This window comes from Ruegeria sp. CH6, from assembly GCF_056537005.1.
Genome location: NZ_JBQFQS010000004.1, coordinates 369,632 through 391,578 on the forward strand (window position 1 = coordinate 369,632; position 21,947 = coordinate 391,578).

Annotated in this window: 19 protein-coding genes; 9 read left to right on the forward strand and 10 right to left on the reverse strand. The window is 55.5% G+C overall.

The genetic code is table 11. From position 1 onward, the window contains the following. Window positions 1-108 precede the first annotated feature (108 nt). The 6 genes from ACR0CW_RS12465 to ACR0CW_RS12490 form a co-directional block, all read right to left on the reverse strand. Window positions 109-1,035 (reverse strand): hypothetical protein, encoded by a 927-nt coding sequence (locus tag ACR0CW_RS12465; protein WP_480788035.1) that lies wholly within the window; start codon window positions 1,033-1,035, stop codon window positions 109-111. Between the two features lie 7 nt (window positions 1,036-1,042). Then, window positions 1,043-2,356 carry a TRAP transporter large permease gene (locus tag ACR0CW_RS12470; protein WP_480788036.1) on the reverse strand — a complete coding sequence of 438 codons (1,314 nt, stop codon included), beginning with the start codon at window positions 2,354-2,356 and terminating at the stop codon, window positions 1,043-1,045. A 4-nt stretch (window positions 2,357-2,360) separates the two neighbouring features. Continuing rightward, complete coding sequence (locus ACR0CW_RS12475; protein ID WP_155145671.1) at window positions 2,361-2,894, reverse strand: TRAP transporter small permease; 534 nt, start codon at window positions 2,892-2,894, stop codon at window positions 2,361-2,363. Between the two features lie 70 nt (window positions 2,895-2,964). Next, window positions 2,965-3,942, reverse strand: coding sequence for a TRAP transporter substrate-binding protein (locus tag ACR0CW_RS12480; RefSeq protein ID WP_155145669.1), 978 nt, complete (start codon window positions 3,940-3,942; stop codon window positions 2,965-2,967). Window positions 3,943-3,992: 50 nt separating this feature from the next. After that, complete coding sequence (locus ACR0CW_RS12485; RefSeq protein WP_480788037.1) at window positions 3,993-5,243, reverse strand: NAD(P)/FAD-dependent oxidoreductase; 1,251 nt, start codon at window positions 5,241-5,243, stop codon at window positions 3,993-3,995. After that, window positions 5,240-6,373: an enolase C-terminal domain-like protein gene (locus ACR0CW_RS12490; protein ID WP_480788038.1), complete on the reverse strand. Its 1,134-nt coding sequence runs from the start codon at window positions 6,371-6,373 to the stop codon at window positions 5,240-5,242. The genes ACR0CW_RS12485 and ACR0CW_RS12490 overlap by 4 nt, the downstream gene beginning before the upstream one ends. Window positions 6,374-6,473: 100 nt before the next feature. Here ACR0CW_RS12490 and ACR0CW_RS12495 point away from each other — a divergent pair, with 100 nt between their 5' ends. Beyond that, window positions 6,474-7,394, forward strand: coding sequence for a LysR family transcriptional regulator (locus ACR0CW_RS12495; RefSeq protein WP_480788039.1), 921 nt, complete (start codon window positions 6,474-6,476; stop codon window positions 7,392-7,394). On the opposite strand, the gene ACR0CW_RS12500 is transcribed toward ACR0CW_RS12495, so the two are convergent. Then, window positions 7,355-9,049, reverse strand: a complete 1,695-nt coding sequence (locus ACR0CW_RS12500; protein ID WP_480788040.1) for a thiamine pyrophosphate-binding protein — start codon at window positions 9,047-9,049, stop codon at window positions 7,355-7,357. The genes ACR0CW_RS12495 and ACR0CW_RS12500 overlap by 40 nt on opposite strands. Before the next feature lie 112 nt (window positions 9,050-9,161). Here ACR0CW_RS12500 and ACR0CW_RS12505 point away from each other — a divergent pair, with 112 nt between their 5' ends. From ACR0CW_RS12505 to ACR0CW_RS12540, 8 genes are all read left to right on the forward strand, one after another. Next, entirely contained in the window at window positions 9,162-9,860 is a 699-nt protein-coding gene (locus ACR0CW_RS12505; protein ID WP_480788041.1) for a GntR family transcriptional regulator, read from the forward strand. 3 nt (window positions 9,861-9,863) lie between these two features. Further along, a complete protein-coding gene (locus tag ACR0CW_RS12510; protein WP_480788042.1) occupies window positions 9,864-10,574 on the forward strand; it encodes an aspartate/glutamate racemase family protein in 711 nt (236 codons plus the stop codon). Window positions 10,575-10,699: 125 nt separating this feature from the next. Continuing rightward, window positions 10,700-11,818 (forward strand): tetratricopeptide repeat protein, encoded by a 1,119-nt coding sequence (locus tag ACR0CW_RS12515; protein ID WP_480788043.1) that lies wholly within the window; start codon window positions 10,700-10,702, stop codon window positions 11,816-11,818. A gap of 230 nt (window positions 11,819-12,048) precedes the next feature. Continuing rightward, window positions 12,049-14,262, forward strand: a complete 2,214-nt coding sequence (locus ACR0CW_RS12520; RefSeq protein ID WP_480788044.1) for an NADP-dependent isocitrate dehydrogenase — start codon at window positions 12,049-12,051, stop codon at window positions 14,260-14,262. Between the two features lie 558 nt (window positions 14,263-14,820). After that, complete coding sequence (locus tag ACR0CW_RS12525; protein ID WP_480788045.1) at window positions 14,821-16,143, forward strand: GDSL-type esterase/lipase family protein; 1,323 nt, start codon at window positions 14,821-14,823, stop codon at window positions 16,141-16,143. 136 nt (window positions 16,144-16,279) lie between these two features. After that, window positions 16,280-17,065, forward strand: a complete 786-nt coding sequence (locus tag ACR0CW_RS12530) for a metallophosphoesterase family protein (RefSeq protein WP_480788046.1) — start codon at window positions 16,280-16,282, stop codon at window positions 17,063-17,065. A gap of 1 nt (window position 17,066) precedes the next feature. After that, window positions 17,067-18,101 (forward strand): ATP-grasp domain-containing protein, encoded by a 1,035-nt coding sequence (locus tag ACR0CW_RS12535; protein WP_480788047.1) that lies wholly within the window; start codon window positions 17,067-17,069, stop codon window positions 18,099-18,101. Further along, a complete protein-coding gene (locus ACR0CW_RS12540) occupies window positions 18,098-18,988 on the forward strand; it encodes an NAD-dependent epimerase/dehydratase family protein (RefSeq protein WP_480788048.1) in 891 nt (296 codons plus the stop codon). The genes ACR0CW_RS12535 and ACR0CW_RS12540 overlap by 4 nt, the downstream gene beginning before the upstream one ends. Before the next feature lie 6 nt (window positions 18,989-18,994). On the opposite strand, the gene ACR0CW_RS12545 is transcribed toward ACR0CW_RS12540, so the two are convergent. The 3 genes from ACR0CW_RS12545 to asnB all read right to left on the reverse strand — a co-directional run. Further along, on the reverse strand, window positions 18,995-20,128 hold the full coding sequence (locus ACR0CW_RS12545) for an SGNH/GDSL hydrolase family protein (protein ID WP_480788049.1): 1,134 nt from the start codon (window positions 20,126-20,128) through the stop codon (window positions 18,995-18,997). Between the two features lie 25 nt (window positions 20,129-20,153). After that, window positions 20,154-20,297, reverse strand: coding sequence for a hypothetical protein (locus ACR0CW_RS12550; protein WP_480788050.1), 144 nt, complete (start codon window positions 20,295-20,297; stop codon window positions 20,154-20,156). Further along, on the reverse strand, window positions 20,294-21,947 hold a 1,654-nt coding region (asnB, locus tag ACR0CW_RS12555; RefSeq protein ID WP_480788051.1), incomplete at its 5' end, for an asparagine synthase (glutamine-hydrolyzing). The genes asnB and ACR0CW_RS12550, both read right to left, overlap by 4 nt.

Sequence of the window (21,947 nt, forward strand, 5' to 3'; positions counted from 1 at the left end):
ATCAACGCAAAAACACAACGCATTAGCGTATCGATAGATCACCGGTGTTTTGCATGCAATACGACAAATTCCCGGTATCTAAATGAGAGCAAAAGGTGTTGCAGTTCGTCAGGTCTGATCTCTGCGATAGAGCGGTCGCATGATCAGCGGCGTCAGATACATCGGTATTTGATAGGCACCGATAAAGACCATGATCGGGGCGGTAACCTCGGGTGGAAGTGAAACAAAAAATAGTGCGATGTTCCGGTTCCCCGCGATCAACGAAAGGGCAGTCGCATTTGGCATCGACAACCTGTTGCGGGTCAACTGAAACGTGATGAACTGCGCCCCCAGATTGGCAGCGCAGGCAAAGGCGATCCAGAAGGCAGCGCGCATCGGTTCGGCCAACGCGACTGCGCTGACGGATGGCATGAGACCTATAACAAAAACCGCAAGCGTGATCGAGGCGGCGCCTTCGAGGCTCAGAAGCGTGTTTTCGGATGGATTGCGTAAAACGGTCCGCCGCACCGCCACAGCAGCAATTGTAGCTAGGGCAATCGTCAGGAATAGCCGAAGCGCAGCCCATAATACCGCGCTTACCCCGCCCAGCTCGGGCAACAGCCAGAAAATGGGCACTACCGTCAGAGGCAGCAGGGCGGTACCTACAACCATCAACCTCATGGCGTGTTCGGGCGGATGCCCCATCATCAAGCACATGTTGGGACTGCCAGAAATCGACGGCGCCGCGGCCATGATGATCATCGACAAAAACAGTGGAGTGCCGATCCAGCCACCCGCAATCCCCGCTGTTACGATAACCATTGGCAGAAGCAGCTGAATGCTCAGAACCGTCAACATCACTTTCGGCAGTTCTGTCAGTGAACCCAGAATGGCTGCAGGCTCCATTCGCAGCACGGTGACGAACAACAGCAGCACGACTAGCGGCGGCAGAAAATCTCGCATCGGTTCAGCAAGTGCTGGCAATGCAAGACCCGCCATCAGACCTGCGACCAATACGTAAGGTCCGTGGCGGGCCGCAAGATGGAGCGGGTTCAAGGCCGGGTTATCCTCCCGGCCTTTGACGCAGGTTCTCTGGCAGCCAAGTGGCCAGTTCTGGGAACCAGATCAGGACAAACACCATCAGAACCATGATCAGGAACATCGGGATGGCAGCGCGTGCGATATAGCTCATTTCGTGGTTGGTCATGCCCTGCATCACGAACAGGTTGAACCCGATCGGCGGTGTGATCTGCGCCATCTCGACGACGACAACGATGAAGATGCCGAACCAGATCAGGTCGATGCCTGCGTCCCGGATCATCGGTTCGACCACAGCCATCGTCAGCACCACCGAGGAGATGCCATCAAGAAAACAGCCCAGAATGATGTAGAAGACCAGCAGGACCATCAGCAGTTCGAACCGCGTCAGCTCCCACCCGGCAATCAGATCGGCCAGTCCGCGCGGCAGTCCGGTGAAGCCCATGGATAGGGACAAGAACGCAGCACCCGCAAGGATCAGTGCAATCATCGCGCTGGTTCTGGTGGCACCCATCAGGCTTTCGGTGAATGTCTTCCAAGTCAGTGACCCTTGACCTGCGGCCAGCAGCAGCCCTCCGATCACACCAAAGGCCGCAGCCTCGGTCGCGGTGGCATATCCCAGATACATCGATCCGATTACCACCATGATCAGCAGGATCACCGGCAGCAGGAAGCGCGAGTTCTTGATTTTCTCCGAAAAACTCAGCTTGCCTTCGTTGTTGGGATTCCAGTCTTTGCCGAATTTCGAATAGATCGCCACGTAACCCATGAACATCGCGGCCAGCACCAGCCCGGGCAGGATACCGGCAAAGAATAGCTTGGTGATCGATTCATTGATGGTGACGCCGTAAACAATAAGCGTAAGCGACGGAGGGATCATAAGGCCCAGCGTTGCAGCACCTGTCAGAGTGCCGATGATCATGCGTTCGGGGTAGTTTCGCTTTCTCAGTTCCGGGATCGACATCTTGCCGACCGTGGTCAGTGTAGCGGCCGAGGATCCGGACACAGCGGCGAAGACCGTACAGCCGACAATATTGGTGTGCACCAGACCACCGGGCAGGGGGGCCATCCAAGGTGAAAGACCTTTGAACATGTCCTCAGATAATCGGGTTCGATACAGGATTTCGCCCATCCAGATGAACATGGGCAGTGCCGTCAGGGTCCATGAGGATGAAGCCGACCAGATCGTCGTGATCATGACATCGCCGACAGGGCGGGTTGTGAACAGTTCCATCCCGACCCATGCGACGCCCATCAGGGCAAGGCCGACCCAGACACCCGAGCCAAGCAAGGTGAACAGTACAAAGAGAAAGAGGATGATGATTGATACGTTTTCCATGTCCTCACTCTCCGTGGCTTTGGTCGGCAAGGTCGCGGGTGATGCGGTGATCACCCCGGAACAGCACGTGGATCAGATGATCGGTCAGCGCGATGGCAAGAATGACAGCGCCGAACAGCATCGCTGACTGCGGTATCCAAAGGGCGGTTTTGTCCTGTCCCTGGCTGATATCGTTGAACTTCCAGCTCCAGTAGACAAAGCGATAGGCGTACCAGCAGAAATACCACATCACAGCAGCGCCAACGGCAAAGCACCAAATCTCGAGTATGCGTCGAACCCCGTCCGGCACTGAATTCAACAGGATCGAGACGCGGATGTGACTGCCTCGGTTCAGCGCATTGGCAAAGGCAAGGAACGAAGCAGCTGCCATCGCGTAACCGGCATAATCCGGTGCACCCGGAAACACCTCGCCCGTCCATCGGGCCAGCATCTGAACGACGATCAGCACAAGAATGGCGATCAAGCTGAGCGCAGCCAGAACACCCGCCGCCAGATAAATGAAATCCAGTACGGACCGAAGCCCTCTCAATACCGCCATGCTGTCCCCGTTTGTTTGTGATTGAATGGACAACGGGCGGCAGGATCAGCTGCCGCCCGGGTCAGGTTGTTTACTGAGACGAATTAAACGCGTCGACGATGGCTTTGCCTTCGTCGCCAGCGGCCTCAAGCCATTCATTGGTCATGGTGACGCCGATCTCTTTCAGTTCGTTCGTCATCTGCTCGGATGCTGGGCCAACAGTCATGCCACCGTCACGCAGACCTTGCAGGGTAAAGCCGGTGTATTCCTTGGCGCGCCAGTTGCCGGCGTATTCCGCCAGTTCGGCACAGGCTTTGATGACGTTCTTGTTGGCGTCCGAGACACCAGACCAGACATCGGAATTGACCATCACGTAGTTGCGCGGCAACCAGGCGTCTACTTCGTAGAAGTAGTTCAGGCTTTCCCAGACCTTCCGGTCATAGCCGGTCGAACCGGACGATACCATCGAGTCCGCGACGCCGGTGGCAAAGGCCTGGCTGATTTCAGCTGCTTCGATGGTCACCGGAAGCATTCCGGTGAGCTCTGCCAGTCGTGATGTGGCGTTGTTGTACGAGCGGAACTTGATGCCTTTCATATCGGCGACCGAGTTCACTTCGTTCTTGAAGTACAGCCCCTGTGGCGGCCAAGGAACGGCATAAAGCAGGGTCAGGTTCTGCTCAGCCAGCAGATTTTCGATCGAGGGTCTTGCGGCGTCCCAAAGCTTGGCGCTGTCATCGAAAGAGGTCGCAAGAAACGGGATGGAGTCAAAACCGAACAGCGCATTTTCGTTCTGGTGACCGGACAACAGGCGTTCGCCAATCGGAGCCTGGCCAGTCTGAATGGCGCGTTTGATATCCGCGCCTTTGAACAGCGAGCCGGAAGGATGTGTAACGATCTCAATCTCGCCACCGGTGCCTGTGGTGACGCATTTGGCAAACTCCGCGCCCGTGGCCGAGTGGAAATTGGATGCCGAATACGCCATCGGCATATCCCATTTTTCGGCAATTGCCGGCATGGCGGTCGCAGCTGTCAATGCAGTTGCAGTTAGAAGACCAGCTAGTTTTTTCATCTTTTTCTCCCAGTTGAAATTAGGTGCGCCAGTGTTTTTCACCGGCATCGTTATGTCTTGAACCGCGCCGGAGCATAAACGCTCAGATTCGCGTTCGGGGTTCTGCCCGCAATCATTTGCGCCAACAGGCGCCCTGTCTTTGGTCCGCCTGTCAGACCGATGTGATGGTGCCCAAAACCCATGTACGCGCCTTCGATCCCGGGTACGTCACCGATGATCGGGATCGAATCCGCTGGCGCAGGCCTGTGCCCCATCCATTCAACTTCGTCCTTCCATGTCACGCCCGGAAATGCAGCGCGGGCATTCTTTCGCATCAATTCAAACGGCGCGCGCGAAGGCGCCGCATCAAGGCCGCCAAACTCTACGATCCCGGCCAGTCTAATCCGGCCTTCCATCGGCGTGGCGACAAACTTACCGGATGCGACCATGACCGGGCTGCGCGGCATCGCCGAAGGTTCTATCAGTTCAAGATGATAGCCGCGTTCGCTTTCCAGAGGAACAGAGATACCCAAACGTTTGGCAAGAGGTCCTGACCAGACCCCTGCGGTTACAATTGCGGTGTCGCAGGCGATGGTCTCACCCTCGGTACGTACGCCTGTCACTTTACCGTTGTTGCGGACGATATCATCGACAGCGGCGCGTACGATGCGTCCACCATTTGTTTCCACATACGCTGCGAGATCTTTGACATATTGACCGGGGTCTTTGATGTGACCGTGATCCCCTAGCTTTGCGGCAAAGCCAATATCCTGGCTGAAGATCGGATCGTAGTCGTGAAAGGCCTGACCTTCCAGTTCTTCCCAATGAAACCCGTGCTTGCGACGAATGCCCCAGCCAAACGCATCCCCGTCGAAATGTTCCCTGTTTTCATAGAGAAACAGATAGTCGGACGGTTCGAGCCATTTCTCAGCACCTGTCCCCTCAGCAAGCGCTTTGTGGTCATTCAGGCTGTCACCAACGATGGGGGTCAGGGCAGCAGCGATCCGCTCGACGTCATCTGCATTGGCATGCCTCAGGTAGCGCATCAGCCACGGCAGAAGTTTGGGAAAATACCCCCACTTCATGAATAAAGGCTGCGATGGGCTGAACAGCATCTTAGGGGCTTTTTGCAGTAGCCCCGGCACCGTCACGGGTACGATCGAACAGGAGGCCAGAACACCGCCGTTGCCATGGGATGTGCCTTCTCCCGGGCCTGCCTTGTCGATCAGGATCACGTCATGGCCATCGCGCTGCAGCCAAACAGCGGCCGATACGCCGACAATCCCTGCGCCGACAATGGCTATGGTCTTTTTGTCAGTCATGCTGCAACAGCTCTGGTAACGGCATAATGGTTAAGCTTGTTCAGATCAGGTCGTCCTCCAAGTCCCGGAGTTTCGGGCACAACAACCCTGCCGTTTTCCACGAGGAAGGGCTCCTCCAATATGTCCTCACCCAGAAAGTAAGAGGCCTGATAAAACTCGCAGCCAAGGGTGATTTCCGGAGTGGCTGCAATCATATGTGTGCCAGCCAGATGGGCCAGCCCGGCTTCGAACATGTCGCCGCCATAGGCGCTAAGCCCATGTGCCGCCGCGATGCGGGCGACTGTTTGTCCACGAGTCAGGCCACCTGATTTCATGATTTTCACCGAAACGCCGTCACAGATGCCTTCGCGGGCGGCGCGTTCCATGTCTTCGGGTCCGAACACACTCTCATCAGCCAGCAAGGGAATGTCGATCATATCCCGCAGCTTTGACATCATGCCGTAATGATGTGCCCTGACCGGTTGTTCGATGAAATCAGGGTTAAATTGGGCGACGTCCTGCACCTGTGCTGGGGCATCGTCAATTGACAGCCCCTGATTGTAGTCCACACGGACCGAAAACTCCGGATAGTTTTGTGTCAGATATTCGAGGCGCATGATGTCGAAGGCATGATCTTTGAACCCGGTCTTCAGCTTGACGATCCGGACGCCGTCGTCTCGAAGCCGCGCCAGCAAGTCGATATCCTGCGAGAACTCCGGATTTGCGATTGAGCAGCTGAGTGGAATCATGTCGCGACATTTGCCCCCCAGCAGTGACCAGACCGGTAAGCCGGTTATCCGGCCTGACAGGTCGAGCAGGGCGCTTTCCAGCGCGGCCTTCGCCTCGGTGCAATGTGCGACCGCATACGCGGCCCGAGCCATGATCGCCGCCCGGTCACCGACTTTCTCGCCAATCACGAGTGGTCGGATATACCGGTTCAGCGCTGCATAGGTGGCCTCGGGCGTGCCGGTAAAGACCGACCACGGAGAGGCCTCACCAAATCCTTCATTGCCGTCTTCGGAAGTTAGCCGCAGAATGACGACTTCGCACGTTCCCTCGACCGAGCCGATCCCGTGATCGCGTCTGGATGTGACCGGCAACGCAAGATGCCACACGTCAAACCCTGTAATTTTTTGATTTAGATTGCTCATTCTTCCTCCGGCGGTCGGGAAGAACCGTGCATTGCCTAGTATATCATTTCAAATACTATGTTATAGCAAGAGTATCAGAAAAAATGATGAGGTGGGCAAAGTGTCTCTTCGCTTCCGGCAATTGCAGGCCTTTCACGCTATCATGGAGACCGGCACTGTAACCGGAGCGGCTTCGGTTCTTGGCATTTCTCAGCCGGGTATCAGTAATCTGCTTGCGCAGCTCGAGCGTGAAGCCCGCCTTCCATTGTTTGAGCGTAACAAGGGACGTTTACTGCCGACGCCAGAGGCTGAACTGCTGTTCCGTGAGGTCGATACCGTGGTTCGTGGGTTGGACCACGTGGCGCAGGCCGTGACTGATTTGCAAAACAAGCATCCGGGGCAGTTACAGGTGGCTGCGCCGCATCTGTTGTCATTCGGGTTCATGCCGCGTGAGATCGCGCGCTTTGCTGAATCGCGGCCAAACCTGTCGGTCAGTTTTCAGTCTCAGTATTCGTCGAAGATTCAGGAGTGGGTTATCTCAGGCCTGTTCGAGATCGGCATAGTCGAAATGCCGATCCTGCATGACACTTTGAACTACCAAGAGTTCCATTTCGAAACACTGGCCACCTTTCCCGAAGGCAGTCATTTGGTCCAATACGATGTGCTGACGCCGGAACTGTTGGAGAATGAGTCCTTCATTGTTATGGGGCCTGAGCATCAGACCCATCGCCGGACACGCGATATCTTTCAGGCAGCTGGACGTACCTGGCGCACCAAAATCCACACGCACCTGTCCGAGAACCTGTTGAGCTTTGTAAAGCAGGGTATGGGGGTGGCGGTCATCGACCCGTTCACCGTCATGTTTGATGAAGAGGGCGGGTATCAGACCCGCCCGTTCAGACCCACTGTGATGCTGGATCTTGCGATCATCACCGCAAAGGGGCGTCCGCTGTCAGCCATCGCGCAAGAGTTTCTGGCACAGCTGACGCCCGCGATTGCTTCTTACGCGACCCACTCGGATACCGGGGCGGCGGCTTCGTGAAGCTGCTGGGAATGGATGTCGACAAGGGTCGGTCCGTCGTGTTCGATTGCTTCTTTCAGAACCCGACGCAGATCGGCGGGATCCTTTACAGTCCACGATTTGACGCCAAAGGCCGAGGCGACCGCCGCATGATCCGTCCGATTGAAATCGACATTGTAATAACGCTGTCCAAATCCCGCATTCTGGCCTGCCTTGATCCAGCCGAATACCGAGTTTGAAAAGACGATCGACGTAATCGGCATTTTGTGACGTACCATGGTTTCGAATTCACCGCAGGTGAATCCAAATGATCCGTCGCCCATCACGGCCAAAGTCTTTACCGACGGTCGACCGACATGCGCACCCATCGCGGCACCCAGCGAATACCCCAGCGCACCATGTGCCCGGTTGGTGATAAAGTGGCGGCCCGGTTTGGCCCAGCGATAGTGAGCGCTGAAGTAAGGGCAAGGCGTGCCGGGATCCGCAACGACAATTGCGTCATCATCCAGTATATCCATCATCGCCGCCATTACGGCTTCGGGTCGGATGGGTGTTTCCGTGCTGTTTGCCAGAGCTGCATATGCGGCCAGTTTGGCCTCCCAGGCTGCTTTGGCTTTGGCGGCACCGCCTTGGCTTGTCAGATCGCGACGGTCTTTCAGGGATCGTGCCAAGGCTTCGAGTGCCAGCCGTGCATCGGCGCAAATGGCCACTTCTGTCTGATAGTTGGCACCAATCACCATGGGATCGCTGTCGATGTGGATAATCGTGGTATCGCGGCCCGGACTGCGCCAGCGTTCGGTTGTCACCGATCCGGCACGGCATCCAATGAACACCACCACATCAGCCTGATCCACCACGGCGCGGGTCGCGGGTATGCCCCCGTTTGAGCCGACCACTCCTAGCGCCAGAGGATCGGTTTCGGCGATGGAACCCTGACCGGATACCGTTGTTGCCACCGGCATATCCAGTAAGGAGGCCACTTCGTGCAGCGCATCGCTGGCACCAGACAGAACAGGTCCGCCACCGCATATTGCAACTGCTGATTTTGCGTTTGCGAGTATTTCGGCCGCCGCCTCGATTGCAGCCATATCCGGGCCAGCACGTTCAGCCGGATAGCTGCGGTGGCGCGCGTCCGCCCAGATTTCTGCCTCGTCGACCTGACCTTTCTGCGTATCGAACGGCAAGGCCAGATGGGTCGCACCAGGTGTCCCGGTTGTCATGGCGCGGAATGCCGCCCGAACCATTGCTGGCAGTCGGGTGGCGTCATCAAGCGAAGCGTTCCACTTGGCCAGTGGTTTGAAAAGTGCGGGCTGATCCAGTTCGGTCAAAGGATACTTGCCGCGGCTGGTGGTGGCCACGTCTGACGTAATGGCAAGGATCGGGACCGAGCTTTCATTGGCCTCGATCACGCCGGGCAGAATGTAAGTTGCGCCACCGCCCGATGGCCCTTCGCATACGCCGGGCTTTCCCGTCACACGAGCGTAGCCGTCAGCCATATATGCTGCATGCCGTTCATCGCGGGTCAGGATGTGCTGAATGCCGTGATCCATGCGTGACAGCGCATCATAGAATGGCAAGGTCGTATCTCCGCACAAGCCAAACATGTGTTTGACGCCGTGGGCCTCGAGCATTTTCACCATCGCTTCGGCGCCGGTCAGATAATTGGTTCCGGTCATAGCTTGCGTTTCCTTCCTCGCAGAATCTGCATGCAGAGCTGTATACAGTTTTGTATATTGATTTCAAGTCTCGCCTGTGGCACCTGTGCAAAAAGCAGGAAAAGGCGGTTTCATGGCTGGGCCACGCGTTGATGATATCTATGAGCAGGTAAAGGCGATGGCCGTATCGTTTCGCCTGCGGCCCGGCGATCGGCTTAACGAGGTTGCGCTGTCGAAAGAGCTGGGAGTCAGCCGGACACCCTTGCGCGAGGCGCTGAACCGGCTGGTCGCTGAGCGGATGTTCGATTTTCGACCGGGACAGGGGTTCTTTTGCCGGCCTCTGGATGCGCAAAGCGTTTACGATCTTTTTGAACTGCGGCAGATCATCGAAGTGGCAGCGGCCCGATCAGCCTGTGAAAAAGCGTCCGACGAAGAACTCCGCTCGCTGAGCGATGAGCTTTATGAAACCGGGATCGATATCACCGGTTTGACTGTTGAAGAGGCGGTCAGCAGGGACGAAGCATTTCATCTTGGGATCGCCAAACTTTCGGGGAATGCCGAACTTTTGGAGACCCTGCGCCGGATCAATGAGCGTATCCGCTACATCCGCTGGATTTCCATGAGCCTTGACCGGGTTCAACGGTCGAAAGAGGAACACAAACGGGTCATGCAGGCGTTGATAGACCGCGATGCAGATGCAGCGGCGGCGGCGTTGGGTCGACATATCGTCAAGCGGATGGATCAGGTTCAGGATGCTGTGCGTCACGGGATTTCCAACATCTACATGGAAGGCTCGGACGACATTTCGGCACGTATCATAGGTGAGGGATAAGGTATGATCGCTAAGGGCGGAAAATCTGTTTATGGCGCTTCGGTCGGCATCCTGATGTTGGACGCCCGTTTCCCGCGCATCCCCGGCGACATGGGTAACGCCCTGACCTGGCCCTTTCCGGTGCATTATCGCATCGTCCGCGATGCCTCACCCGATCTGGTGGTGCGACACAAGGCTGAGGGTATGCTGGACGCCTTTATCGATGCTGCCCGCGATCTTGTGCGTGACGGGGTGGATGGCATCACCACCAATTGCGGGTTTCTGTCTTTGTTTCAGGATGAATTGGCCAGGGCGGTTCCGGTTCCGGTCGTAACCTCTTCCCTGATGCAGGTTGAGATGGTTAATCGCTTCCTGCCGGCGGGCAAGCGTGCCGGTGTTCTGACCATTTCGGCATCGACCCTGACGCAGGACCACCTGACCCGGGCGCGGGTTCCTGATGGCACGCCTATCGGCACGACTGAAGGCGGGCAGGAGTTTACCCGAGCCATCCTCGACAATGAATTGACATTGGATGTTGAAAAGGCGCGGGTCGATAATGTTGAGGCAGCGATGGCCATGAAAGAGGCGCATCCCGAGCTTGGGGCGCTGGTTCTGGAATGCACCAATATGTGTCCATATGCAGCCGACATTCAGGCAGCAACGGGCTTGCCCGTCTATTCTATCGTTTCGCTGGTCAGCTGGTTTCAGGCGGGGTTGGCGCCGCCCCGGTATTAGTTGTTTGCACATTAAGGGTGATATGAAGGAAGGCTATTTTTCAAATGGTTATAAAGTAAATACGCTTGTAATTGTTGTGAAAAATACCATCTAGAGGCGAGTAAACACTCTGTACTGGAGCTTGAATGCGCATACGCCTTGCCGCTTTGACCACCATTCTCGCCGCTGGAATTATTTGGTTTGGTGGGAACCCGAGGCCTGATGATCTGGCGGCAACATGTATCAATGGCAAGGCAACCCGGTCTGAACGCATTGCTGCGTGTACGACGTTGATCGAACAGGACGATACTGCGCCCGTATACCGGCATCTCTTTCTGACCAGACGGGCCTGGGCTCATAGCTACAACGGCCACTATGAACGCGCGCTTGCTGATGTGAATCATGCAATGGAGCTGCAACCAGAGAACTACCAGACTTGGGTCATGCGAGCGCAGATAAAGCACGCGAGCGGGGATCTTGATGCGGCTTTGGATGACTTTGATCGTGTATCAAAGGCGTTTCCTGAAGAGGCTTACGTAACCTGGAAAAAGGCGAAGTTTCTCGAAGATACCGGAGAGCGTGAGGCCGCTCTCGCGATTTACGAGCGCTTACATGCTGACTATCCAAATATTAGTGAGGTAGCGGAGAAGATAGCCTCATATCACACCGACAGCGGAAACCATGAGTTGGCTTTTGATCTCGTATCCAAAGCCGCTGAGCGATGGCCAGAGAAAGCATGGGTGTATGATCAGTTGATTATGCTGCACATACTTTATTCGGGCGATGCTGAATCTGCATTGAAAGCTGAAAAGACAAGAGCGGAGCTGCAGCCTGATGTCTATTTCGAACTACTGTCTCCTGTGGCAATTCATCTTAGTATCGGGGATGAGCAAAAGGGTATCCTGTATGCGGATCAATATATCAAATGGTGCGCCGACCAAGTAACCGCAGAGCTATCTTGGCTAAATCGGATTCGACGCACGTTCTCGAACCCAAGCTGGGAACAAGAATATGTGTTAGCTTACCGCCCATTCTTGTACGAGACATTTGGAAGACGAGATTTGGCTCGCGAGGCGTTCCGCAGTTATTTCGAGGAAACTAATCAAGATGCTGAGCAAGGTATGATCAACGCTCTGGAAAATTCCGGATTGATCCCAAATATCGATAAATCTCCGGATCGAAATTCAAGGATCGACCAACTCATCGATCAATATTTTGATCATGATGATCTCAAGCTTTCATGGCTTCCACGGCGGGATGGCTAAATTGCGTCGCCAAGACATTTGAAAAGCAAGAGGGCCTATAATCTCCCAACCGTGTCAATATGCGCGCGATACTGCGATTGATCCCAGGTCGATCCTGATTTAATGGAGGCCCTGTCAAATCAGAGTCACCGACGGAGCGGTATGATTGAGCCGCTCCTCCCGCGCCACGCTCCTTGTGGCACAACTCTCGGATCGCACGCCCCTGAAAGGCTTAAAAAAGGTAAGGGAATATGGCAGAAAAATCGAACTTCGATATATTGTATACCATTGTAGACGAAGCGCCGGAGCTGGCCAGCGCATCGTTCCTGCCCATCATTCGCAAGTTCGCTTCGGCCGCTGGCGTGAGTGTCGGCACCAAGGATATTTCGCTGGCCGGGCGCATTCTGGCGACCTTCCCGGAAAACCTGACCGAAGATCAGCGCATCACCGATGATCTGGCTGCTCTGGGTGAGCTGGTGAAGACGCCGGATGCCAATGTGATCAAGCTGCCGAACATCTCGGCGTCGGTCCCGCAGCTGGTTGCAGCCATCGAAGAGCTGCAATCGCAGGGCTACAATATTCCGAACTACCCCGAAGAGCCTTCGACTGACGAGGAAAAGGCGATCCGCGCACGCTATGACGCCATCAAAGGCTCGGCAGTGAACCCGGTTCTGCGTGAGGGCAACTCGGATCGTCGCGCGGCCCGTGCGGTCAAGAACTACGCTCAGAAGAACCCGCACTCGATGGGTGAATGGGTGTCGGACAGCAAAACCAAGGTTTCGTCGATGTCCGGTAACGATTTCTATGCCAATGAGAAATCGGCCACCATCACGGCTGCTCAGGCGGGCGATGCCAAGATCGAATTCGTCGGCAAGGACGGCAGCGTGACCGTTCTGAAAGACGCATGGCCGCTGGCCGAAGGCACTGTTGCCGACGCGACCTTCATGTCGGTCAAAGCGCTGTCCTCGTTCCTGGCGGACGCCATTGAAGACACCAAAAAAGACGGCACCATGTTCTCGCTGCACATGAAAGCGACGATGATGAAGGTCTCGGACCCGATCATCTTCGGCTATGCAGTCAAAGCTTGGCTGGCGCCAGTGTTTGAGAAGTTTGGCGCGGAACTGGACGCATTGGGTGTGAACCCGAACTCGGGTCTTGGTGATCTGTTGGATCGCGTAAAAGACAATGCCGACATCATGGCCGCGATCGACGCGATCAAGGCGGACCGTCCTTCCATGTACATGGTCGATAGCGACAAGGGCATCACCAACCTGCATGTTCCGTCGGACGTGATCATCGACGCCTCGATGCCCGCGGTGATCCGCGCAGGTGGCAAAGGCTGGGACGAGACCGGCGCCAAGGGAGACACCAACTGTGTGATTCCTGACCGCTGCTATGCTCCCGTCTATGACGAGACCATCAACTTCTTCAAAGCCAACGGCGCGTTGAACCCGGCCACCGCCGGTGCCGTGGCCAACGTGGGCCTGATGGCGCAGAAGGCGGAAGAATACGGCTCGCACCCGACAACTTTCCAGGCACCCGCCGATGGCACGATCCGTATCGTTCTGGCCAATGGTGAGACGTTGCATTCGCACGAGGTTGAAAAGGGCGACATCTGGCGTGCCTGCACTGTGAAGAAGGCTCCGATTGAAAATTGGATCCAGCTGGCGATGGACCGTCAGCGCCTGACCGGATCCGAAGCGATCTTCTGGCTGGACGCAAACCGCGCCCATGACGCGGAGCTGATCAAATACGTCAAACCGGCCCTTGAGGCGGCTGGCGTAGCTGACAAGTTCCTGATCATGGCCCCGCGTGAGGCGACCCGTCAGTCGCTGGAGACGATCACCGCAGGTAAGGACAGCATCGCCATCACTGGTAACGTGCTGCGTGACTACCTGACCGATCTGTTCCCGATCCTTGAACTCGGCACCTCGGCCAAGATGCTGTCCATCGTCAAACTGATGAACGGTGGTGGGTTGTTCGAAACCGGCGCGGGTGGTTCGGCGCCCAAGCACGTGCAGCAGTTGGTGGAAGAGAACCACCTGCGTTGGGACTCGATGGGCGAGTTCTGTGCGCTGGGTGAATCGCTGAACTTCCTCGCTGACAGCAAGGGCAACGCCAAGGCGGGTGTTCTGGGTGCCGCAGCCGAAGCCGCGACGCAAGGCATTCTGGACAACAACAAGTCGCCAAGCCGCAAGGTTGGTCAGCCTGACAACCGCGACAGCCACTATTGGTTCGCGCGGTACTGGGCCGAGGCATTGGCTGCGCAAACCGAAGATGCCGAACTGGCCGCTGAGTTTGCGCCGGTTGCAAAAGAGCTGGCTGATAAAGAAGAGCAGATCCTGTCCGAACTGGCTGCGGCTCAGGGTGCGGCTGCGGATCTTGGTGGCTACTATCATACCGATCCGGCAAAGGCTGCAGCCGTGATGCGCCCCAGCGCGACGCTGAACGCGATTATCAGCTAGTACTTAGGGGGTCGGCTCGAACAGCCGACCCCCTAATTTTCATGCACTCCGCATGCATAGACACGATATACTCAACGACCAGAGTGCAATTTACCGCAAACAAATTGGTCGTGTGGGGATCGCAGAGTTAAATTCCCCCTGACTTCCCCGCGAGGGTTCCCTAAGCTCAATTGCAATAATGGATCGTTGTGTTAACACGATCTGTGTTTGGTATTAGTGATTTTGTGTTTTAGCCTATGAGCATACATTGTTCCAATTTGCGTTTGGAATCGGATTCGCGCCTTATGAGATACGCTGTTTTCCAGCCTGTCTTAGATGGCCCTTCCTTTTATGCCCGAGTAGCGGGTCTAGCAAAGCACCTCTGTAATTCTTTGCTTCCCCTCATTTCTGGTGAAGGGGGTCGTATCCTCGTGCTTCGACAGGCAAGTCTGCGGTGCGCAACCAGCCCCAATTGGTATCGGACTTCGTGCCGACGATTCGAGATCGCGATAGCAGTGATCAATGGATGGTCGAGCTTAAGTGGGGACAATTCGCATGAAACCGAAGGGTTGGGGCTAAATGGGAAACGGTGAGAAAGGTGGGCGCTTCGCTGCTGTTTTGTGCCTGCTCCCGGCACTCTATCTGATTGCGATTGTCATCTATGCAGTTTTGAACTCTGCCGAGTATGCGTCGGGCATTGCGCGTATTACCCGTTATGTGTTGGTCCCGGGATTTATGGCTTTGTGCCTTTTGTTTGTTGCCCTGCGGGTCAAAGGCGATACCAGGCTTGTTGTCGGCATATGCGCAAGCTCGCTGTTTGCGACATTGTTCGCGTTTGAGGCCTATCTGACAGTCAAGTCTCTGCCCGCGCGTCTTGGTATGTTCGGCGTCGTAAGTGAGACGACCGAGACCGGGCAATTCCGACAAAATATACCGCCAGCCTATACAATCAAACGTTTGAACAATGAAAAAGACATCCAAACGCTTGATACCGCCATGCTCTCACCTTTGACCGAGGGTGACATCTTTCTGTGTTCACTGAATGGCCAGCCGGTTTCTTATCAGCCTGACCGGTACGGGTTCCGAAACCCCGATACTGTGCACGACGGAGATATCGATGTCATGTTGCTGGGTGACTCGTTTGCCGAAGGATTCTGCCTTGAAGATGGGCACGATCTGGCGAGTCAATTACGCAAAGATATCCCGCAATTGATGAATACAGGCCACCGGGGCGCCGGGCCATTGTTCGAGTTGGCGGTGCTTGGCCGGTATGGGCCTTATTTCAAGCCGGATGTGACGGTCATGGCCTTCTTCGCAGGCAATGACTGGAAGAACCTGCAGCGCGAAGAAGAGATGCCCTGGCTAGCGCCTGCGCTAGAGCCTGGAACGGATTTTGGCGTCATCGCGCACTCTGAGGCGCAGATAGAGGCAGCCAGACAGCACATGGATCAATGGTGGGGTGGAACCACCCTGTCCTGGCGGGACTATCTTCGAAAGCAGCGCGTATTCCGGAACTTCTTCGCCCTGCAAAAAACGACCGAAGTGATGGGGCTTCACTATCCCAAAGCCGCCGAACCGAACCCGGTTTATGGTCAGGTCCTGAAACGGGCGGCTGAGATGGTAGAACAATGGGATGGAGAGCTGGTGGTCGTCTACATTCCTACAATCAGCCGCTTTGTGGGCATGTTGCCACAGGATTTTGTACACGATCCCTTGCGCAACATGGTTCGGGACGCAGCGACCCAGGCTGATCTTCAGATGATCGATCTGACTGAGGTGTTCGAAGCCGCTGACGAACCCCGCTTGATGTATGCCGCAGATGCCCATTTTAATGAAAAAGGCGCGACCGTAGCCGCCGAAACCATTGTGCAATCCTTGCGTCAGCGCGGATTGCTCAATTGATTTCTGGGATTCATTGACCTTCGCAGGGACAGGATCAGTTTGTGCCGGTCAGATTTCCTTGTACGATCCAAACAGGTTGAATGCCGATGGAACGACCACAAGAATCCAACCGCAAGAGTGCAGGCAGAAGAAGTTCATGAGTATTCAGACGATCGCCGTTCTGTCCGACATTCACGGGAACGCAGATGCACTGGTTGCAGCGATTGCGCAGGTGAAGTTGATCAACCCTGAACTTGTGGTCGTGCTTGGAGATTTGTTGACCTATGGGGTTCAGCCACGAGAGGTTCTGGACGCTGTCGATCAGCTGAAATCCGAACAGAATTGTGTTTTTATCTGCGGCAATCACGATCAGTTCTATTTCGATCTGGATCGCGGCAATTCAGCATTTTACGATAATATCCCGGATTTCGTGCTGGAATCTGTCCATTGGACACATGCCAAGGTCGCTGATCTGCCGCCGCTATGGGAACGCTATCCGTGGTGCACACGATATGAATTTGGTCCGATCCTGTTTTCCCATGCCAACCCGTATGAATATGGCGACTGGTCTTATGTGTCGAAACCTGAGCAGTGGGCTCCTGCTGCACAGAACTTACGCGACAATGGGTTCAGTATTGGGGTTTTTGGCCATTCTCATCGTTCCTTTGCTGTGATTGTCGATGCAGAGGGTCGGGCCGAGAGTGTTGAAACCGATGCCTGGCTGAAGCCGGCCGCGGGCGAAGTTCTCTTGGTGAACCCGGGTACAGTCGGACAACCAAGAGGAACGGGTTTTACCTATCTCACAATCCAGCTTGATGGGTCCGAGGTGAAAGTGAGCCTTCCAAACATCGACTTTGATCGGGCAAAGTTCTGTCGTGAGATTGCTGCGACGGACCTGAGTAAGGCCACCAAAGACAAACTTGTTTCGTTTATGGAGAAGTGAATTGATCACGGTATTGGTTACAGGCGCTGGCGGAGGTGTCGGTCAGGGGATCATCAAATCGCTGCGGCTTATAACAGACCTTCCGATCCGCATCCTTGGCGCTGATATGGCGGCACAATCTGCAGGTCTCTACGCCTGCGACAAGGTATTTCTGGTCGAGGGTTGCCGGTCGCCGCGATACCTGGAATCGCTGGCGCGCATCTTCGAAGCTGAAAGCGTCGACTACTACATCCCGGGTACTGATATCGAACTCGCATTGTGTGCGGAAAAACGCGAGGAGATCGCGCAACGCTTTGGGACGCGGGTTGTGGTCAATCCGTTGAATGCGGTTCAGATCGCTGATGACAAGGCGCTGACTTCGGCGTTTCTCAAAGAAAACGGGTTGCCTTATCCAAGGACCTGGCCATTGGTCGACGCGCTGAAAATTGGCGATCTGCCTTTTCCAGTCATTGCGAAACCCGCCGTCGGGTTTCGATCCATTGGTGTTGAGCGCGCAAACAGCCGAGAAGAGCTTGCCGCCTATCCCGGGGATCATTCACAGATCATCGTGCAGGAACTGATCGGTGACGATACCCGAGAATTCACCTGCACCATCGTTGGGGTCAACGGCAAGCTTTCACCCGTTCTGGCGCTGCGGCGTATATTGCGGTCCGGCGATACCTATCGCGCATTCCCCGAACAAAATGCCGAGGTCGAGGCCTATGTGACAGCGATTGCCAAAAAGCTGGGCGTTGAGGGGGCCTGCAATTTTCAACTGCGACTGGATCACGACGGTGTCCCAAAGGTCTTTGAAATCAACGCACGTTTCTCGGGTACAACACCATTCTGTTCGCAGCTCGGTTTCAATCCGGTCGAGTTTTACATCAAACACGATCAGGGGATGCCTTATTTGCCTGAGATTGCTTGGGACAGCGCAGTTCTGAGGTATTGGAGCGAGCTGGTGTTGCCCACTGCAGCGCTGAACCACTTGGAAAATACTGGTGAGTTGATCCCGGATCCCGGCACGCAATTCAGCCTCTATGGTCGCAGATCATGAAGGTTGCACTGACAGGTGCAACCGGTCTGCTGGGTCGGCATCTCTGCGCTTTGCTTACGGATCGCGGGGTGCCGTTTGTTGCGATTGACCGTCAAAAATGGAATTTGAGCGAATGGAATGATACCGCCCGCTTTGACGCAATCACCGAAGGGGCAGATATTTTCATCCATTGCGCGGCAAAAATACCGACAGGTGTTGAAGCAGATGCCTCGTCGTCTTTGCGCGACCTTTACGACATAAATGTCAGAGCAGTTCTGAACCTGGCTCAATGGGCGGCAGGGCGGAATGTACACCTGATATTTATCTCAAGCGGTTCGGTCTACCGGGACCCACACACGGCGGTCATTCGCGAAGATGCTGCAACAGGCCCAGGTCCGATTGGCGGATCATACGCCGCTTCCAAACGGATGGCTGAAAGCGTAATCGCCGAGTGTGCTGAAACAGATGGATTGAAGGCCACCATCTTGCGCCCGTCATCGCTTTATGGATTTGGACTGCCCGAAGACAAGTTTCTGATCCGGATGTTGCAGTCGGCAAGGGCCGGGCACGGGATCGAGGTCAGCGGCCCCGAGAACAGGATAGATTTCGTTCATGCCCACGACCTGAGCCGGGCGGCATTGATGGCAGCTGAAACGGGCGCAACAGGGGTTTTCAACATCGCAGGGTCCGGGCCCGTTCGACTTGCTGAACTTGGTCAGGTGATCGCCGCTTTTGGACCAGCGGGTCCGGTGGATTTGTCGATCCATCCGGATCATGAACCACCCTTCACGCGCTTTGCTCTGGACAATTCTGCAGCAGCGAATGCGTTTGGCTACGTGCCACTCATATCATTGCCAACCGGGTTGGCGATGACACTGGAGCAGCAAGTCATGCCTCCTGCAGTCTGATAAGGCTCAGGGGCAACTCACCGCATCGGGCGCGTGTTGCATGCGATTGACAAAGCTGTCTTCGATCTCAAACGCTCCGATGCCATTTTCCTCGAGAAATTTTGCAACCGCTGAGGCGACCACATAGTTCCCGACTTCCTGCAGGTGATGATCCGGGCTGCCGAACAGGTCAACGGTCGGAACCTGCAACTGATCTGACATGGTTTCCAGTCCGGGTTTCAGGTCAAGCCAGATGAAGCCTTCGTCGCCAGCAGATTGCTCAATCAGGGCTCGAACCGCATCGCTGTAGCCAACTGGATCGGAGCGGAATGTTACATAGCCTTCATCCACGAACTCCGAGACGCTGGGCAGGGAAACCACAACCAGTCGGGCGCCCTTGTCGGTCACGGCCTGATTGAGCGTATGCAGAGATTCCAGGAACAGGTTTGTCTCATCCTCTGTTGGTTCAGACGGATAGAGGTCGCGGTTGGTCAGCATGGATTTCAAACGTATGACCAGCTTGCCGACATGGAAAGTCGCGATCTTGGTCTTGAGTTGCTGGCTGACAGTCTGTTTCTGACCGAAGGGGGTCGGGTTTTCCTGCCATTTTCTGAACGTGACGTTGTCGGTCAGATCATTGCTGTTGAAGACGAACATCAGCACGGTGTCGTGCGGGAACACATCCTTAAATTCACGATAGGTCAGATCATGTTGCAAAGTGCCATGACCGCCCGTGCCCAGGTTGATGTAATGCGCGTCCTCGGACCAGCGCGTCAGGAGTGCTGGAATGGTTTCTGTTTCGTCGGACAATGTGCCACGAATGAAGGAGTCACCCAGAACCAGTATGCGCCCTTTGTCGCCCCCTGGCTCGGTCGTTCCCCGGAAGCCATGTTCATTATATTTGTGATACGAGACGATATCGTTGCGAAACTCGAAATACGATTGCAGCGGGTTTTCGCGTGAATAGACAGTGTCATGCCGACGCAGCCGGTCGGGGCCCCCCTCGCAGAAATGGACGCCCTGATGTTGTAGTGTGACATTTGCAATCTTTGGGCTCGAATGAGGTTCCAGATTCAAAGGATCGAATACGCGCAGAAGAACCTCGACACAGGCCAATGTGATCAGGCAACTGAGAGCGATTAAAAGGAAATTCTTGAGCACTTTGAACTTACCTCTGACCTTTGCGTCACCAAGCAAACAAGTTACGGGCTACGTTGTCGAAACCGCAGGGGTCCAGCTTCTTTGAGACAACGAATGTTGGTTTGACCGGATGTCCGGCACATGCGGTAGTAGGCAGACGTCGCACTTCGGATGATTTGGGTCGGATCATTGCATCCATCTCCGGTGCCAGAAACTGTAAGCCAGAACGAACCAGAGATGCGGCCCCCAGTTCCGGCTACCATCAAGATGTTCACGCCAGCGCCGTTGCAGAAGCGCCGGATCGAAGATCTCGCAAACCGCGCTGTCACCTGAAAAAACGCCTTGGGCTACTTCCTTCAACGGTCCGCGCAGCCATTCGTTCATAGGAACGCCAAATCCCTGTTTGGGCCTGTCGTAGAGGCTCTTGGGTATGCGTTTGTCAACAAGTTGGCGCAACGCGACTTTACCCACCTTGCCATTGTATCGAAGTGTGTTCGGCGACCGCCAGGCGGCGGCGACAACGCGGTCATCCAACAGCGGTGCCCGCACCTCAAGGCCAACAGACATGGAGGCCCGATCAACTTTGACCAGGATACCTTCGGGCAGGTAGATACTGGAATCCAGCATCATCATGGTGTCTGTATCGCTTAGCCCATTCGGAAGATCACGGGCCTGGTATACGCCCGTGTCATTCACTTGGGCACGCAGAGCGGCAGAAGGTTCCCAAAGACTAAACATCGAGTTGTATCTGCTGCGCAGATTCGGATGACGAACGATGTCAGCCACCTTTGACAGGCGGTCAGGTGTCATCTGCTCTCGTATGGAGCCGGGCAGGGCGGGGCGCAGCACGGACATAATCGCCTTGCTGACGCCTCCCGGCGCCGAGGCAATGGCCGCTGCGGCGGGTCGGGGCAGTTTTTGCGCCAGCTTCTGCATCGCCAACATACGGGCATAGCGTTCGTACCCGCCAAATGACTCGTCGCCACCATCACCCGACAGAACGACCTTGAGTTGTCGCTGCGCAAGCTGTGAAACCAATAAGGTCGGGATCGCTGATGGATCGGCAAAAGGTTCATCATAGACCGCTGGCAAACTGTCGAGCAGATCAAACGCCATGCGGGGAGTGGCTGTCACCTCGTGGTGATTGGTGCCCAGATATGAGGCTATTGCCGCGGCGTGATCCGCTTCGTTCAGGTCCTTGTCTTCAAAGCGGACGGTGAAGCTTGTGACCTTGGACGGGGCTTGCTCCTGCATGATCGCAGTGATCAGTGTGGAATCGATGCCCCCCGACAGGAACGTACCGACCGGGACATCGGCGACCATGCGGTCTTGCACTGCACGGCCAAGCTCGGCCTCGATTGCCTTTAACGCATGGTTTTCGTTTTCGTAGGGCTCTGCCAGACCTTCGGCAGCACATTGGCGAATATCCCAAAAACTCTCGATACGCTCGGACAAAGCGTCTGCTGAGGTTGGTGGCGTATCCAATTGCACCTCGACCAAGGTTCCGGCGGGCAACTTGATGACATCACGGTAAATCGACAGAGGCGCAGGAATAAAACCATAGCGGACATATTGCGCCTCCGCGCGCGGGCAGGCGGCAGGTGCGCCGAACTCCGGATGCGCCCGCAACGCTTTCAGTTCGGATCCGAACAGTAGCTTGCCAGATTTGAGGCCAATGTAGAGCGGCTTTTTCCCCAGTCGGTCACGAGCAAAAACCACGCGGTTCTGTTTGCGATCATAAACAGCAAAGGCAAACATGCCGTGCGAAAGCTCTAGTGCCTTATGTACACCCCACAAATCCATCGCGGCGAGCAAAACTTCGGTATCCGAAGTTCCCCGC